This is a genomic window from Streptomyces sp. NPDC059454, from assembly GCF_042749965.1.
Lineage (GTDB): Bacteria > Actinomycetota > Actinomycetes > Streptomycetales > Streptomycetaceae > Streptomyces.
The window spans coordinates 115,035-129,934 of record NZ_JBHYVC010000012.1; the positions used below are offsets into that span (position 1 = coordinate 115,035).

Genomic DNA, 14,900 nt, shown 5'->3' on the forward strand with positions numbered 1-14,900 from the left:
TTCCACCCGAGGCGTGGTCCGACCCGCAGATGGCGAGCGAGCTCCAGGGCCCGCCCCCCGGGGGACGGGCCGGAACTCTCCCGGCCGACGGAAACGTCCTCGTGACGGATCGCGCGACACCCCCGACCGTCCGCTCCGAACGTGTCTCCGCACGCCCCCGAAATCAGTGCTTGCGGAGCTGCGCCGCCAGCGCGGCCAGTGTCTGGGCCGTCTCGGACAGGCTCGCGACGGCGGCCTGCAGCTCCGAGGCGACCAGGGGAGCCGTGGGAAGGGCGGCGGACGTGACGGCGACCGGCGTGCCGCGGTAGCCGATGGGGCCCTCGTTCCAGCGCTGGTAGTAGCCGGTGAACGCCTGCCCGGTGGGGGCCTCCGCGAACCGGACCTGGGCGAGCTGGACCTCACTCCCGCCCGCGTTGCGGGTGATGTCGAGACGGTAGTGGCGGTAGGCCCGGGCGGTGGAGCGGAGGTGGAACTCGCGGGTCTGGAACCGCTCGGTGAACTTCTCACCGCTGCGCGTGTCCAGCGGCGTCCACGTGTGGCCGTCGTGCGAGCCGAGGAGCGTCCAGTCACGGGGGTCGCGCTCGGCGAAGTCGTTCGCCGACGTCAGGGAGTACGAGGTGACGGCGGTGGGGCGGGCGAGGGTGAAGTCGAGGTGGGCGGTCTCCTCGAACGTCAGCCACTTGCTGCGCTGGTCCTCGAGGAGGTTGTCGGCCCCCTCGCCCCCGTCGTCGAACTCGTCGCTCGCCTCGACACCGGTCACCTCGACCTCGGAGGCGGCGGCGTGCAGCACGGCCACGCCGGAGTTCCCCCGCTGGTCGCGCCAGGTCACCCGCTCGACGGGCGCCCCGCCGTCGTCGACCAGCAGCCGCAGTTCGTGCGAGGTGTGCCAGCGACCGCCCCACCCCTCCTCCGTGTGGAAGCGGTGCAGGGGGGACGCCGAGAGGTTCTCGGTCTCGTCCGAGAACGGCCGGCGGTCGGTGAGCCGCCCCCGGTACTCGTACGTCGTACCGTCCGCGGCGCGGTACACGCCATGGAAGTCGGACATGTTGGACTGGAAGCTGATGGCGGACTCGGCGCCGTCCTCACCGCGCCAGCCGAGCTGGGCGGGCAGGGAGTGCTCGTCCCGGTCGATGTGGAAGAGCAGCCGCGGTGCCGCCCGCCAGGGGGCGGAGGCGGCGTGGGCGGGGCGGAGCTCCGTATGGTAGGCGAAGACCGAGTCGCGGGCGGCCTCGGCGACCCGCGCACGCTCGGAGCGGCCACGCTCCCAGACGGGGTCCAGGGTGATCCGGTACAGCCAGAGCATGCTGCCGGCCTTGGCCGAGGAGCGTATCTCCAGGGTGTTGGTGCCGGGCTTCAGCAGGCGCCCGGGCACCGCGAAAACGTTGTCCTGCGGAAGGTCGCCGCCACCGGGCACGGTGAGGTCCTCGGCCAGCACCTCACCCTGGACCAGTACGTCCATCGGCGCGTACCCGAGGTCGGAGCCGAGCTTGGAGACGAGGGCCGTGACGGTGAGCGTCGCCTGGGGGACGTCCTCCGGGTCCTCCACCTCGAAGTCCAGCGTCACGCTCCCGCCCGCGCTCAACGCCACGTGCGACCCGGCGAACCGGGCCCCGTGAAGCCTGACGTCGGAGTTCGCCAGCAGGGTCGGATCGACGGAAAAGTCGGCGTAGGTGGCCTCAAAGCCCATGAGTACTCCAGGTTATGACGAAACGTCAGTCGACGTCGCCACGCGGTGGTGACGGTGATCCAGGACCCTAGTGGGCCGGACTGACAACGACGGCGGCCCGGGCGGTGGTGCTTCGACATGCACGGGTGAACAGAACAGGATCAGCGGACACAGACTCATGCGAGCTCCTACGTTCACGCAGGTGACCACACCCTTCGTGATCGAACTGGAGCCTGAAGTGAGGCTGTGGCTCGAAACGCTGACTCCTCGGCGTTACAGGCGGGTCAGAGGAGAAGGCTGAGCTGCTTGCCTCGGTGCCCACCACGCTGGACGAGCCGCACTCGCGTGGCCTTGGAGAGGGCGTACGCGAGCTGCGGTTCGTTTTGGACGGGAATGCCGTTCGGGTGAGCTACTGGTTGGCCACTGACCGGAGGATCGTCCTGCTTACGGTCTTCAGGAAGACTCGGATGCGAGAAGAAGCAGAGGTCAAGCGCGCCAAGCAGGCCAAGCTGCTGTGCGAGGCGGAGCATGGCCCGGCGCACGAGGAGTTCACTCGCGACTTCCGGGAGGAACGATGAAGCACGCCCGATGGAAGCCGGCCAGGGAGCGGAAGGCGGCACAGGGCTGTACGGAGCCTCCCGAGGTGGTCGCCGAGCGTGAGCAGATTCGCCTGGCGCAGCACTTGGGTCAGCTTGTGTACGAACGACGGGTCGCCCTGGACCTGTCGCAGGCGGGGCTGGGTGAGCGCCTCGCCATGACTGCCGACGAGGTGGAAACGGTGGAACTGGGAGGAATGCTGCCCGTCACCGCTGACCTCCTCGTACGGTTGGCGGCAGCCCTGCGCGTTGAAGTGGACCTGCGTGTGATGACTGACGGGAGCAACACACTCGCCTTCGAAGACGCCGCGTAGGTCTGCTGTCATCTGTCCGCAAGGTTGAAAAGCGACCTTGGTTGGGCGCTGCTTTGGGCCCACGGGCCCATCCCCCCCGACAACCACCCCTCCCTGCCCTCGGCCCGTGCCGTGACTCGAACACGGTTGCGAACCGGGGGGCTTGAGGAGGGGCGGGGACGGCCTCGAACGGGGGAGGAACGGAGTCGGGGGTGGCCCGGGGCGCACCCGGGCACGACGGGGGAGGGCGGCGGGACATGCCCCGGCCCCTGTCCCGGGCCCTGCTGCTCGTGCACGCGCTGTTCGCGTGCACGGTGCTCGGCGGCCCGGGGCTGCTCCTCACGGCCATGTCGTTCGACGCGGTGAACGGCGCACTGCTCGCCCGGGTGGCGTACGCCGCCGCTCCCGGAGCCCTCGGCTGGTGGCCGGCCCGCCGCACCTGGCGAGGCGGAGCCGGCAGCTGGGCCGGGCTGATCGCCGCACTCGCAGGCGGAACTCCGCAGTTCCTCCTCCCCCTCTGGCGAAGCGCCCCCTCACGGGCGTGTACGGCCGCGAATGGAACGGGGCGGAGACACGGGCGGAGTCGCACCTGACCAACCTGACGGCTCACCCGGACACCCGCTGGGGCCCCACCACACGCTGACCATGCGCGCCCTCCTCCTCCGACGCGGATCCGGCAAACAGTTCCCCGAGCCCTTCCACACCCTCTCCACCAAGGCCTGCTACGGCGACCTGAAGTTCTGGGGCCCACTGCCACCGAACCGTTGGGCCGCCCTCTCCCTCAACCAGTCCGACGGCGACGCCCCTGATCCTCACGGCCCTGATCACCGGTCACCCGCTCACGGAACCACTGGAGCCCGCAAGTTGACCCCATCCACTCTGGTGCCTCGACTTGCGCACCCGATAGCTTTGGCTTCGCTGAAGCCAAGCCTCGCCCCACCGGGAGCCGACTGTGAACCGCCGCCCCACCCTGCTCGCAGCGCTCGCGCTGACCGCCACCGCGGCCCTGACGCTGTCCGCATGCGGAAGCGACGACGACACCAAGCCCAAGGACAACGACAAGATCGCGGGCGCAGACACCGGGGACAAGAAGTCCCCCTCACCAAGCGGGTCGGCCTCCGCCTCGGCAGACCGCCCGAAGATCGAGCTGCCGTCCGACCTCTCCTACGCCTTCGACTGGCCGAAGACGGGCGACGAGGAGAAGGACGCGGTCCTGGCGGACGGCGAGCAGTCCATCAAGGCTGTTGACCTGGCGATCGTCAACCAGGACGCACTGGACAAGGCGTACCTCTACTACTACGAGGGCGAGGCGGCGGCCCGGACGGAACAGTTCATCCAGAATTATGTGGACCATAAGGCTGGCCTTACGGGATCCTACCGCTTCTACGCTCCTGAAGTGGCCGTTGGTAAAGACGGCACTGCGTCCTTCAGTTACTGCGAGGACCAGGGCAAGGCGTATGTGAAATACCTGGAGAGCAACAAGGTCAAGAAGACTGAGGTCACCGCCAAGAGTTACGTGATCTATCACACATCGCTGAAGAAGAACAGCGACGGCGTATGGATGATTCAGAAGATCGTCTCGCAGAGTGGGAGTGCCAAGTGCCAGCCGTGACACGTTCTTTTTGGAGACTCGCCACTTTCGGCCTGATCGTGTCCCTTTTGGCTTTGCCTGGCATTGCTCATGCGGATGACAAGTTGGGCGACGAAACCCTGGGTGGAGAGCAGAGCGCCAAGACCGGCGACGATGGAACCGTCTCCGTCACCGTCGGCGGCGTCGTTTTCGACCGTTCGAAGAACGGCAGCGGCGACTCCGCGGGAGCGTTGACGTCGTCCACGTCGTGGAGCCCGCCCCCCTGCTGGTACGCCCCCAAGTACACCCCCGAGCAGCTGCAGAAGTACCTGGAACCGATCTGGGAAGCCGGCTCGACGGGCTACGAGTGGGACGCCAAGCAGCGGGAGAAGTACAACGCCGATGACGAGAAGAAGGGCTTCAACAAGGACAAGACCGGCGAAGGCTACTGGTGGGGCTCGTACGTCGACAAGAGCTACCCGCCGGGCTGGGACTCCTGCGACGAGGACTACTTCTGGGTGGACACGGGCGACGCGCCGCCCGCGAACATCGAGAACGCCATCACCCCTGAAATCCTCGCCGAACTCGCCTACGCGGAGATCCGCGTCCCGGGTACGGAGGTGACGCTGGCCCCCGCGGAGGCGACCAAGGTGAACCTCCCGACGTGGGCGTGGCTGGACGGCGCGGAGTTCAAGCCGGTCTCGGTCACTGCGTCCGTCCCGGCAATCGGCCTCCAGGCGACGGCCACGGCGGAGCCGGTCTCACTGGAAATCAAGGCGGGCACGCCGGACGCGGAGACCTACCCGTCCTCGGGCGTCTGCGAAATCAACGACGGCCGTATCGGCGAGCCGTACGCAAAGGGCAAGGCGGACGAGACGCCTCCCTGCGGGGTGAAGTACCTGCGCTCCTCGGGTGACGACACGTTCCCGCTCCAGGCGACAGTCACATGGGAGATCCATTGGACCGGCACCGGCGGCGCGGGCGGCGACCTCCCCAACGGCGAGTTCGGAGCGACGCAGGACGTCGTGGTCCAGGAAATCCAGGCCATCAACCGCTGACCCCAAGCTTCGTCCTACCAGGAGCCGACTGTGCACCGCCGCCTCACCCTGCTCGCAGCGCTCGCGCTGACCGCCACCGCGACCTTGACGCTGTCCGCCTGCGGAAGCGACGACGACAGCACCGCAGCCAAGGACAGCGACGAAGTTGCCGGAACTGGTGAAGCCGCAGAGAAGTCGGCCTCACCGAGTCCCAGTCCGTCGGAGGCCGACGGACGCCCGAAGATCACCTTCCCTTCCGGCGCGAAGAACGTCTTCGAGTATGAGAAGACAGGCAACGCAGCGAAGGACGCGGCCCTCGCGGACAGCACGCTGAGTGTCAACTCCGTCGATGAGGCGATCTTCGAGGGCAGCACGGACACCAAGGCACTCGGCTTCTACAACACCGAGTCGGCCCTGAGCGCCTCGATCACATATGCGCTCCGGTACATCAACAACAAGGACACGTGGGTCGGCGAGACTCGGTACTTCCGTTACAAGGTTCGCCTGTCCGGGGACGACGAGGCATACGTCACCTACTGCTCAGATGAGAGCAAGGCGTTCATCAAGGACAAGGTGACCGGAAAGGTCGAGAACACGCCGGCAACAGCGAACTCTTACGTCCTTTACAACACCAAGCTCGCGAAGAACGCCGACGGCGTCTGGCAGACCACCGACATCTCGTCAAACCGAGGGAACAAGGCGTGCCAGCCGTAGTGCGCTGAAGCCAAGCCTCGCCCTACCGGGAGCCGACTGTGAACCGCCGCTCCACCCTGCTCGCAGCGTTCGCGCTGACCGCCGCCGCGGCGTTGACGCTGTCCGCCTGCGGAAGCGACGAAAACAGCGCCGCCAAGAACAGCGACAAGGTCGCGGGCGCTGACACGGACGGTGAGAAGTCGGCCTCCCCGAGCCCCAGCGCTTCGGAGGCCAACGGACGTCCGAAGATCACCTTCCCTTCCGGCGCGAAGAGCGTCTTCGAGTACGAGAAGACAGGCAACACGGCGAAGGACGCAGCCCTCGCGGACAGCACGCTGAGTGTCAACTCCGTCGATGAGGCGATCCTTCAGGGCAGCACGGACACCAAGGCGCTCGGCTTCTACAATACGGACAAAGCTTTGAGCGCGTACATCACTTACGTGCGGAAGTACATCGACGATGGCGAGACGTGGGTCGGGAAGACCCGGTACTTCAACTACAAGGTGACGCTCTCTGGAGCCAAGAAAGCCTACGTCACCTACTGCTCCGACGAGAGCAGGTCCTACATCAAGAACAAGCAGACGAAGAAGGTCGACAGATCGCCGGCCACGGCTAACGCGTACGTGCTGTACAACACGAGTCTGACCCTGATGACCGACGGAATTTGGCGTACCACCGATGTCGTTTCGAACAGAGGAAGCGAGACGTGTCAGCCGTAGAGTCAACGACGGCTGTATCGGTGAGCCGTACGAGAAGGTCAAGGCGGACGAGACGCCTCCGAGCGGGTGAAGTGCCTGAGCCTCTCGGATGAGGGACGCTCCCGCTCCAGGGACGGTTTCGGTAGAGATCCACTGGACCGGCACCAGTGGCGCGGGCGGTGACCTCTCAGGCAGCGAGTTCGGGGCAACTGATTTGTTTTCAGTTACCCCGGGGTTGACAAGTTTCACCCTGGTGTGGCCTTACAGCGCTGGATAGCGTGGGTTCACTCAAACCAAGCCTCGCCCCACCGGGAGCCGACTGTGAACCGCCGTTCCACCCTGCTCGCAGCGCTCGCGCTGACCGCTACCACGGCCCTGCCGCTGTCCGCTTGCGGAAGTGATGAGGACAGCACCGCCGAGGACAGCGACAAGATTACGGGCGCGGACACGGGTGGAGAGAAGTCGACGTCCCCGAGCAACTCGGCCTCCGCCTCGGCAGACCGCCCGACGATCGAGCTGCCGTCCGACGTCGCGTACGAGTTCCAGTGGAAGAAGACAGGCGACTCGGCGAAGGACGCAGTGCTCAACGACGCCGAGCAGCGGATCAGGGCTGTGGACATGGCCATTGCCGAACAGGATCCGTTGCATGGGGCCTACCGCTTCTATTCCGAGGGCACGGCTGCCGCGGAAAGCCAGAAGTACATCCAAGAATTCATCGATCACAAGGCGCGCACGACGGGTTTGACCCGCTACTACAACGAAAGCGTGACTATCAATGATGACGGAACCGCTGCTCTGGTGTATTGCGAGGACCAGGGCAAGGCGTTCAACAAGTTCCTGAAGACCGGCAAGACGGACATCACGCCGGTGACGAAGGATTCCTACGTCATCTATGCAGGCACCCTGCGCAAGAACAAGAGCGATGTGTGGGTCACCGAGCGCCTGACATCTCAGAGAGGGAGCAGCAAGTGTCAGCCGTAATGCGCAACAAAAACCTGCTGGTTGCCTTGGGGATCACAGTTCTGATTTTTTCTGCTGCCGCCTGATCCTCCCGCTGCGCATGTCTATCACCGACGCGATCCAAGCCGTCAACCGGTGACTACTGAGAGGAACAAGAGTGTCCAAGAAATCCGACCTGACGGTCGACTTTGACCTGCTGACCAGTAGCGCGAAGCAGCTTGATGAAATCCGTAAGGAGTTCGATGGCTTGGACGAGTGGCAGGAGGACGTCAAGGTAGTGGTCGGTGACGCGCGCGTCCAGAAGGCCGTAGGCGATTTCGTGGACAATTGGGACCGGAACCGTAAACGCCTTGTCAAGGAGATCGAGGAAGTGGGGAAGATGGTCGAGGAGACACGGGACGCCTTCCAGGGCCTCGATGAAGATTTGGCCCAAGCGGCTAATGGTAAGAAAAGGTAAACCTTTGAGTGCGTACTGACCGATGATGCCGACAGCCTCTCGCGGAGGGGAATCCATGGCAAGGCCGACTGATTGGGCACCGCTCGCTGAAGTGGATCCGGTTCCGGGTGATCCGAATGGGATTCGGGGCGAGGTGAAGCACATGAAGAAGATCGCAAAAAAGCTCCGCGACCAGGCTGCAGCTATGCAGGCGATTGCCGACAGTGATGGACTCAAGGGTAAGTACGCGGACGAGATCGGCGAGAAGGCGCGAGGGCTGTCCAAAAGGCTTGATCTGGTCGAGGACCGCTACAGGGAGGTGAAAGGGCACCTCAGCGGTTGGGCGGAGGGCATGGAGGAAGCCCAGAAAAAGGCAGATCGCGCGTTACAGGACGCGAAGGAGGCTCAGAGGGTTCTGGAGAGTCGTAAAATCGAGGGCAAGGGAAAGAAAGGCGGATCGAAGGAGGGAGATTCCGGTTCAGAGGATGACGATCCTGTGGTCAAGCAGGCGAAGCAAGACCTGGAGGACGCTCACACAAGGCTGAACTCGGCAGTTTCCTTCTATAAGGAACATGCTGGTGAATGTGCTCGTGAGATCGCCAAGTCGATCGACGATGACATGGAAGACAGTTGGTGGAATGACGTCAAGGCTTGGGTTGGCGACGCCGACTGGCTGGACGGACTGGCGGAGGCGTTGAGCTGGGTCGCAACGGGGTTCTCCATCCTTGCTATCTTCTTTCCGGCTGTCGGCGTCCTGGCCCTGGCGTTGACTGGTGCTGTCGCCGCGATCCACCTGGTTCAGGCGCTTACCGGAAACGGTTCGTGGTTCGACGTCGTGATGGATATCGGTGCACTCAAGATGGCGCGTAACGGAATTAAAGCGGCCAAGGCAATCAAGGGATTGCAGAGTGGTGCTCGCGAAGTTGCGGAGGGTCTCGCCAAGAAGAAGGCCAAGCAAGAGGCGCAGCGGGTGAGTGCGGGGGCACGACGCGCCGGTGGCAGAGTCGGCCGCCTCCACAGGGCTGCGGATTTTCAGAAAGCCAAGAGTGCTGCTCGCCATGTCAGGCAGGCGGAACTGCCTCAAGCGATCTTGCGTGAGTCCGCCAGCGTTTTCGGTGACAAGGCGATCATCAAGCAGGTGAAGGACATCCGTCTCTGGCGCGATCAATTCCCCGGCAGTGAGGCGCTGAACAAGAGCGCGGACGCGGCGAGTAAGCACCTCAGTTCTTATCAGGGGTCATGGATTGTGGGGAGTGGCCTGGACGCCGGCGACAAACTGGCGAGCTCCCTGCCGTGGACCTCCGACGCATACGATCGCACGAAGGCGCGGATCTCCGCGCCTGTCGGATCGCAGTGGTGAGGGCAACGGTGACAGACGAATCAGATGCGGCACCGCAGCGTCGACCGCGCGCGATGCGTCAAGCGCGCGTCAGAGCGCCTGGTCAGCAGATGTCACGTCTTTCCGCCCGGGCGATCCGTTCCGCCCGGGCCGCTCAGGACGCGACTTACAGACATGAGGCGGTCCCGAGCACGCCACAGGACCACTCCTCCGGAGCCGATGAGGCTGTGGATGCCCTTGGTGACCGATACCGATACGCCCTTCTGGCCGTCTGCATGCTGACGTTCGCACGGATCGGCCTGTCCATGGCCACGCAAAGGATCCGGGGAGAGCCACTTCTTCCGTTGCCCACCTGGGAGTGGGACGTGGCCGCTCTCACCCCTCTGCTGGTTCTCCTCCGCTACCGGGATGCGGAAAGACGGCGAAGTGTTTTCCAACTGGAGACACATCTGAAGTTCTTCAGTGGCTTCTACCTCGTTTACGCCCTTCCCTTTGCTTTGCTCGATGGGCGCTGGCAGCTTTGGCCCGCAGTGCTCTTCAGCTTCTCGGTATTCATTGGTATCCGATACACAAACAAACAGAATGAAAACCATGGCTGAGGTCGCTTCCGTCCCCGCTGGCTATCGTTTGCTTCTACCTTCGGACTGGCTACAGATTCCGCTGCGGCAAGGCACAACAGCAGAGATCGAGCGAGCAGTCGCCGCCGAAGTGTTCGCACGGGCACCTGGTGACGTACCGCGCGACAAGCTGACACCACTCCGGCTCGAGGTCGAACGCAGACTCCGGGCAGTGGTAGCCGATGCTCACAGGACCAATGCCCTGGAGATCTACCTTCCTGTGCGGCTGGCGGGCGAGAGGAATCTCGGAGCGTCGATCGTTGTCTCGGAGGCTCGGCTGCCTTCACGGTCTGCGGCCGACGGTCCTGACGTAGTGGTCACCGACCCGGTTGAGGTCGCTGCACGCTTGCTGTCCAAAACGCCTGGCACCGGCGTGGATTTGAGCAGTGGGGAGGTCGATGGCGCTCTCGCAGTACGGCGGGATCAGGTCATGGCTGCCGACCCTGGTCGTGGAGCCGAGATGGACAGCCGAAGGGTGGACTACCTGGTCTCCGTGCCCGGCGAGCCAGGACTCTGGTTCATGGCTGCCTTCTCCACGATCGGTGGCGGAGACCCACGGGACGACCTTGCTGAGGCGCTCGTCGAGTGGTTCGATGCATTGATGGCGACTTTTCGCTGGAGTTGGGCATGACAGAGAACTGGGTGGATCTGGACCACGAGTTCGACCTTGTTATCGACTACGACCCGAGCTTGTGGCTTGAGATTCCGCCCCGGTGGGACGAGGAGTCGTGGCAGGAGATCGACTCATGGGCGAGTGAATCCGCTGCACTGTTGTGGCAGTCGCACGCTCAGGATCCGGGGCAGTCGGGCATTCCATTGCTCGCGTCCACTTTGCGGCGGTACGCGGACGCCTTCTCACCGGAGCGATTCGACACGCGCGTTCTGCTGCACGTCGCCTCGCCGGCGACCATGCCTTTGCCCGTCTTCGTTGCTGTGCATCCGGCGGAGGGAGAACGCGAGGCGAGGCTGCGTGCTCTGGTCTGTGCCGATGACCCGGAGGCGGTCGAGCACCCGGTCGTCGAGAGGTACGGAACTCAGGACCTTGGAGAGGGCTTGCGCGCGCTCCGGTACGTGCGTCAGGGCGACGCCCCGGATGTACTGGCCGGACTGAGGTACGCCTTGCGCAATGATGCCGTCGGCGCGGACACGGTCCTGTGGACCGCTACGGATGACATTGCCCAGGTCGTGCGGGCCGCCAAGGACATCGAGCAGCTGACACGCGTGATGCTGATTCGGATCTGGGACCTGGAACCGGAGGGCGAAAGCTTGCCGGCGTCCCTTGAACAGCCGTAGTCGGCCCGGCAGCGTCGAGTATCTTCCGGAGCCCTGCGTTTGATCGAGTGGGCGCCGGTGGGTAGGACCCACCCATGACCACACTAGGTGCAGTCTTCCGCCCCCAGCTCGCCCCCGAACGTCTCCGTGCCGTTGCCGAGCTTGCCGATGAGGTCGGGCTCGAGGAGCTCTGGTTGTGGGAGGACTGTTTTCGGGAGGGTGGGATCTCGACCGCCGCTGCCGCGCTGGCGTGGACCGAGCGGGTGCGGGTCGGGGTCGGGTTGCTGCCCGTGCCGTTGCGGAACGTCGCCATGACGGCCATGGAGGCCGCCAGTCTCCACCGGATGTTCCCGGGGCGCGCGATCCTCGGCGTCGGGCACGGGGTGCAGGACTGGATGGGGCAGGTCGGGGCGCGGGCCGAGTCGCCGCTCACCCTGTTGCGGGAACATCTCGTCGCGCTGCGGGCCCTGCTGGGAGGGGAGCGGGTCACCACCGAGGGGCGGTACGTCAGGCTTGACGACGTCGCTCTCGACTGGCCGCCGCAGGGGCCGGTGGAGGTGCTCGCCGGTGCCACCGGGCCCCGTACCGTGCGGCTCACCGGTGAGGCCGCCGACGGAACCATCCTCACCGCCGACACCTCGCCCGAGGGGGTGCGGCAGGCGCGCCGGCTCATCGAGGAGGGGCGGGCCGCGGCGGGGCGTGTCCACGAGCCGCACAAGGTTGTCGTTTATCTGCTCGCCGCCACGGGAGTCGGTGCCGGTGAGCGGGTGCGGGCCGATCTGGTCGCCGAGGGGGTCGACGGGGAAGCGGAAGTCGGGGTCGCCGGGGACGCGGGGGCCGTCGCCAAGGCCGTACAGCGGCTCGCCGAGGCCGGGGCCGACTCGGTGATCCTTCAGCCGACCAGTGACGAGCCGGACCCGGAGGGCTTCGTGCGGTTCGTGGCGGAGGAGGTGCGGCCGTTGGTGCCGTAAGCCAGAGGGCAGGTGGTGGTTCCTCGGTGCATGATCTGCGCATGATCGGTATATGACGGACAGGGCAAGCCGCCGTACCTTCGAAGAGCTGATCGCGGAAGGCGCCTCCGTGCCCACCGAGGGGTGGGACTTCTCCTGGTTCGAGGGGCGGGCCAGTGAGAACCGGCCCTCGTGGGGGTATGCCAGGGCGATGGCCGGGTGGCTGGGCCGGGCCGACGCCGTGCTCGACGTCCAGACCGGGGGAGGGGAGGTGCTGGACTTCGCTCTCGCCCATGCTCCTCGGGCGCCCCGGCTCGCCGTCGCCACCGAGGGCTGGCCGCCCAACGTCGCCAAGGCCACCGCCCTGCTCCGGTCGCGCGGTGTCGCCGTCGTGGCCTCGCCCGAGGACGCGCCGCTGCCCTTCGCGGACGGGGCCTTCGGCCTCGTCGTCAGCCGGCATCCCGTCGAGGCCCCGTGGGAGGAGATCGCGCGGGTCCTCGAGGACGGTGGCGTCTACTTCGCCCAGCATGTCGGGCCCAGCAGCGTCTACGAGCTCGTCGAGTACTTCCTCGGGGCGCAGCCGGACGAGCAGCGCAACGCGCGGCATCCGGACCGTGAGCGGCGCGCGGCCGAGGCCGCCGGGCTGGAGATCGTCGATCTGCGGGCCGAACGGCTGCGCGTCGAGTTCCACGACATCGCCGCCGTCGTGCATTTCCTGCGGAAGGTGATCTGGATGGTTCCGGGGTTCACCGTCGAGGCGTATCTGCCGCAGTTGCGCGCCCTGCACGAGCGGATCGGGACCGAGGGGGTCTTCGTGGCCCACAGCACCCGGCATCTCTTCCATGCCCGCAAGGGCGGAGCAGGCCGCGTCTCGTACTCGTGAGTTCCCGCATCGTCATGGGGGCGGCTGGTCCGCGAAGCAGGGGATCGCATAGGTTCGGACCAAGGTGATGCGCGCCGGCAAAGCTGCGCGGGGTGGCGGTACCGCGCAGCGGAGGGGGCCGCGCGGTGCCCGAGTCGGCCTCCTCGGTCAATCCGGTGTCCGCGCCCGGGTCGCCCGTCGGAGGGATGGCCGAAAGTGTGGTCACCCTGTTGCCGGATGGTGTCACATTCGGCACAAAGTCCCCTCGCCGATCGATTTTCACGCGATTTCGCTGGGTTTCGGCCATCTTGAAGCCCTGGAAAGCGCCTTCCGGGACCGTCTGCGCGTTGCCGGACGGTTTCGGAGAGTAGTTGTGGCGCGCCGATGTACGCAGCATCACTTACGAAGGGTTATGGTGGAAACCCCCCCTCGGGCCGGTCCGTCTCCCCCCCACGGACCGGCCCGTTTTTTCTTGGCCCGGGGCGAGCGCCCGGCAGGGCGAGGGTCCGGGGCGGCGGGCAAACCGCATGCGGGACCCGTACGGGGACGCATGTGGTGCCCGTACAGGGGGGGCGCGCATGCGGTGCCCGTACAGGGACGCATGTGGTGCCCGTACAGGGACGCATGTGGTGCCCGTACAGGGGCGCACGCGGTGCCCGTACAGGGGCGCACGCGGTGCCCGCGCAAGGGCAAGCGGCGAACCGCGCGCCGCCGCCGTGCGGCCGGCCGGCGCGGCCACCCCGGACACCCCGGACTTTGGGGACCCCCGCCCCGGCAGGGGTACGCTTCGCCTTCGGGGACCGCCATACGGACAGGGGTCGCCCGCGGCCGAGACCGGGCCGCTTGCCGCCCGACGCGGCGGGAGTGCCGCGCCTGTCCGATCCGCACGGAGGGGCTGACGATCACGTGAACCTGCGCGACAAGCTGCGGGGCCTGCTGGTCAGGCTGTACGCACGCCGGGTGGAAGGTCACCTGGACACCGCTCAGGTGCCCAAGCACATCGGCGTCATCATGGACGGCAACCGCCGCTGGGCGAAGGCCGCGGGTTCCAGCACCGTCCACGGCCACCGGGCCGGCGCGGACAAGATCGGGGAGTTCCTCGGCTGGTGCAGCGAGACGGACGTCGAGGTCGTCACCCTCTGGCTGCTGTCGACGGACAACTTCGACCGGCCGAAGGAGGAACTCGTCCCGCTCCTCGGCATCATCGAGGACGTGGTGCGCGACCTCGCCGCCGACGGACGCTGGCGGGTGCACCACGTCGGCACGCGCGACCTGCTGCCCTCCGGGATGCAGACCACCCTGAAGGAGGCCGAGCAGGTCACTGCGGACGTCGACGGGATAGTGGTCAACGTCGCCATCGGATACGGCGGTCGCCAGGAGATCGCCGACGCGGTGCGGTCCATGCTGCTGGACGCCCACGAGCAGGGCACGTCGATGGACGAGCTCGCCGAGGCCGTCGACATCGACATGATCGGGCGTCACCTCTACACCCGCGCCCAGCCCGACCCGGACCTCGTCATCCGCACCAGCGGTGAGCAGCGGCTGTCCGGATTCATGCTCTGGCAGACCGCGCATTCGGAGTACTACTTCTGCGACGTGTTCTGGCCGGCCTTCCGCAAGGTCGACTTCCTGCGTGCGATGCGCGACTACGCCGCCCGCCACCGGCGCTACGGCGGCTGAACATCCCGCGCGGACACCGCACGTCACACGGAGTTCACCGGCACGCCGTCATATGCCATGGCATGGCGGCGCTCGTTCGAGGGCATAACCCAGACAGGTCGACACCCGAACCACGGGTGTCGGATCTCAGCGGGCGGCACAGACGCCGTCCGCCCGGGAGGCCCTTTGCACCAGCCCGACCGTGTGGTCACGACACGGACGAAGCGGCGGAGGGCCGGTTCTCGGCCCGCT

General features: G+C 66.2%; 16 protein-coding genes and 1 pseudogene. 16 read left to right on the top strand and 1 reads right to left on the bottom strand.

Translation table 11 applies throughout. The features are described from left to right. Nucleotides 1–163 precede the first annotated feature (163 nt). Nucleotides 164–1,687, bottom strand: a complete 1,524-nt coding sequence (locus tag ACFXAE_RS11810) for a discoidin domain-containing protein (RefSeq protein ID WP_384711795.1) — start codon at nucleotides 1,685–1,687, stop codon at nucleotides 164–166. Between the two features lie 293 nt (nucleotides 1,688–1,980). Here ACFXAE_RS11810 and ACFXAE_RS11815 point away from each other — a divergent pair. From ACFXAE_RS11815 to ACFXAE_RS11890, 16 genes and pseudogenes are all read left to right on the top strand, one after another. After that, a pseudogene (locus tag ACFXAE_RS11815) lies at nucleotides 1,981–2,109 on the top strand (type II toxin-antitoxin system RelE/ParE family toxin); the annotation flags it as partial. A 200-nt stretch (nucleotides 2,110–2,309) separates the two neighbouring features. Continuing rightward, nucleotides 2,310–2,576 (top strand): XRE family transcriptional regulator, encoded by a 267-nt coding sequence (locus tag ACFXAE_RS11820; protein WP_384711799.1) that lies wholly within the window; start codon nucleotides 2,310–2,312, stop codon nucleotides 2,574–2,576. Between the two features lie 236 nt (nucleotides 2,577–2,812). Then, complete coding sequence (locus ACFXAE_RS11825; RefSeq protein ID WP_384711802.1) at nucleotides 2,813–3,148, top strand: hypothetical protein; 336 nt, start codon at nucleotides 2,813–2,815, stop codon at nucleotides 3,146–3,148. Nucleotides 3,149–3,507: 359 nt separating this feature from the next. Beyond that, complete coding sequence (locus ACFXAE_RS11830) at nucleotides 3,508–4,167, top strand: hypothetical protein (RefSeq protein ID WP_384711805.1); 660 nt, start codon at nucleotides 3,508–3,510, stop codon at nucleotides 4,165–4,167. Further along, nucleotides 4,155–5,183: a hypothetical protein gene (locus ACFXAE_RS11835; protein ID WP_384711808.1), complete on the top strand. Its 1,029-nt coding sequence runs from the start codon at nucleotides 4,155–4,157 to the stop codon at nucleotides 5,181–5,183. The genes ACFXAE_RS11830 and ACFXAE_RS11835 overlap by 13 nt, the downstream gene beginning before the upstream one ends. Before the next feature lie 30 nt (nucleotides 5,184–5,213). Next, nucleotides 5,214–5,876: a hypothetical protein gene (locus tag ACFXAE_RS11840; protein WP_384711811.1), complete on the top strand. Its 663-nt coding sequence runs from the start codon at nucleotides 5,214–5,216 to the stop codon at nucleotides 5,874–5,876. Nucleotides 5,877–5,914: 38 nt separating this feature from the next. Further along, nucleotides 5,915–6,574 carry a hypothetical protein gene (locus ACFXAE_RS11845; protein WP_384711814.1) on the top strand — a complete coding sequence of 220 codons (660 nt, stop codon included), beginning with the start codon at nucleotides 5,915–5,917 and terminating at the stop codon, nucleotides 6,572–6,574. A 300-nt stretch (nucleotides 6,575–6,874) separates the two neighbouring features. After that, a complete protein-coding gene (locus tag ACFXAE_RS11850; RefSeq protein WP_384711817.1) occupies nucleotides 6,875–7,534 on the top strand; it encodes a hypothetical protein in 660 nt (219 codons plus the stop codon). A 136-nt stretch (nucleotides 7,535–7,670) separates the two neighbouring features. After that, nucleotides 7,671–7,970 carry a hypothetical protein gene (locus ACFXAE_RS11855; RefSeq protein WP_384711820.1) on the top strand — a complete coding sequence of 100 codons (300 nt, stop codon included), beginning with the start codon at nucleotides 7,671–7,673 and terminating at the stop codon, nucleotides 7,968–7,970. 55 nt (nucleotides 7,971–8,025) lie between these two features. Beyond that, on the top strand, nucleotides 8,026–9,309 hold the full coding sequence (locus ACFXAE_RS11860) for a putative T7SS-secreted protein (protein WP_384711823.1): 1,284 nt from the start codon (nucleotides 8,026–8,028) through the stop codon (nucleotides 9,307–9,309). A 344-nt stretch (nucleotides 9,310–9,653) separates the two neighbouring features. Next, nucleotides 9,654–9,887: a hypothetical protein gene (locus ACFXAE_RS11865; protein WP_384711826.1), complete on the top strand. Its 234-nt coding sequence runs from the start codon at nucleotides 9,654–9,656 to the stop codon at nucleotides 9,885–9,887. After that, complete coding sequence (locus ACFXAE_RS11870) at nucleotides 9,880–10,536, top strand: hypothetical protein (RefSeq protein WP_384711829.1); 657 nt, start codon at nucleotides 9,880–9,882, stop codon at nucleotides 10,534–10,536. Before ACFXAE_RS11865 ends, ACFXAE_RS11870 begins: the two co-directional genes overlap by 8 nt. Further along, nucleotides 10,533–11,198: a hypothetical protein gene (locus ACFXAE_RS11875; RefSeq protein WP_384711832.1), complete on the top strand. Its 666-nt coding sequence runs from the start codon at nucleotides 10,533–10,535 to the stop codon at nucleotides 11,196–11,198. The genes ACFXAE_RS11870 and ACFXAE_RS11875 overlap by 4 nt, the downstream gene beginning before the upstream one ends. 74 nt (nucleotides 11,199–11,272) lie before the next feature. Further along, nucleotides 11,273–12,148, top strand: coding sequence for an LLM class flavin-dependent oxidoreductase (locus ACFXAE_RS11880; protein WP_384711835.1), 876 nt, complete (start codon nucleotides 11,273–11,275; stop codon nucleotides 12,146–12,148). A gap of 52 nt (nucleotides 12,149–12,200) precedes the next feature. Continuing rightward, complete coding sequence (locus ACFXAE_RS11885; protein WP_384711838.1) at nucleotides 12,201–13,010, top strand: methyltransferase domain-containing protein; 810 nt, start codon at nucleotides 12,201–12,203, stop codon at nucleotides 13,008–13,010. Between the two features lie 885 nt (nucleotides 13,011–13,895). Continuing rightward, nucleotides 13,896–14,669 carry an isoprenyl transferase gene (locus ACFXAE_RS11890; protein WP_384711841.1) on the top strand — a complete coding sequence of 258 codons (774 nt, stop codon included), beginning with the start codon at nucleotides 13,896–13,898 and terminating at the stop codon, nucleotides 14,667–14,669. Nucleotides 14,670–14,900: the final 231 nt, after the last annotated feature.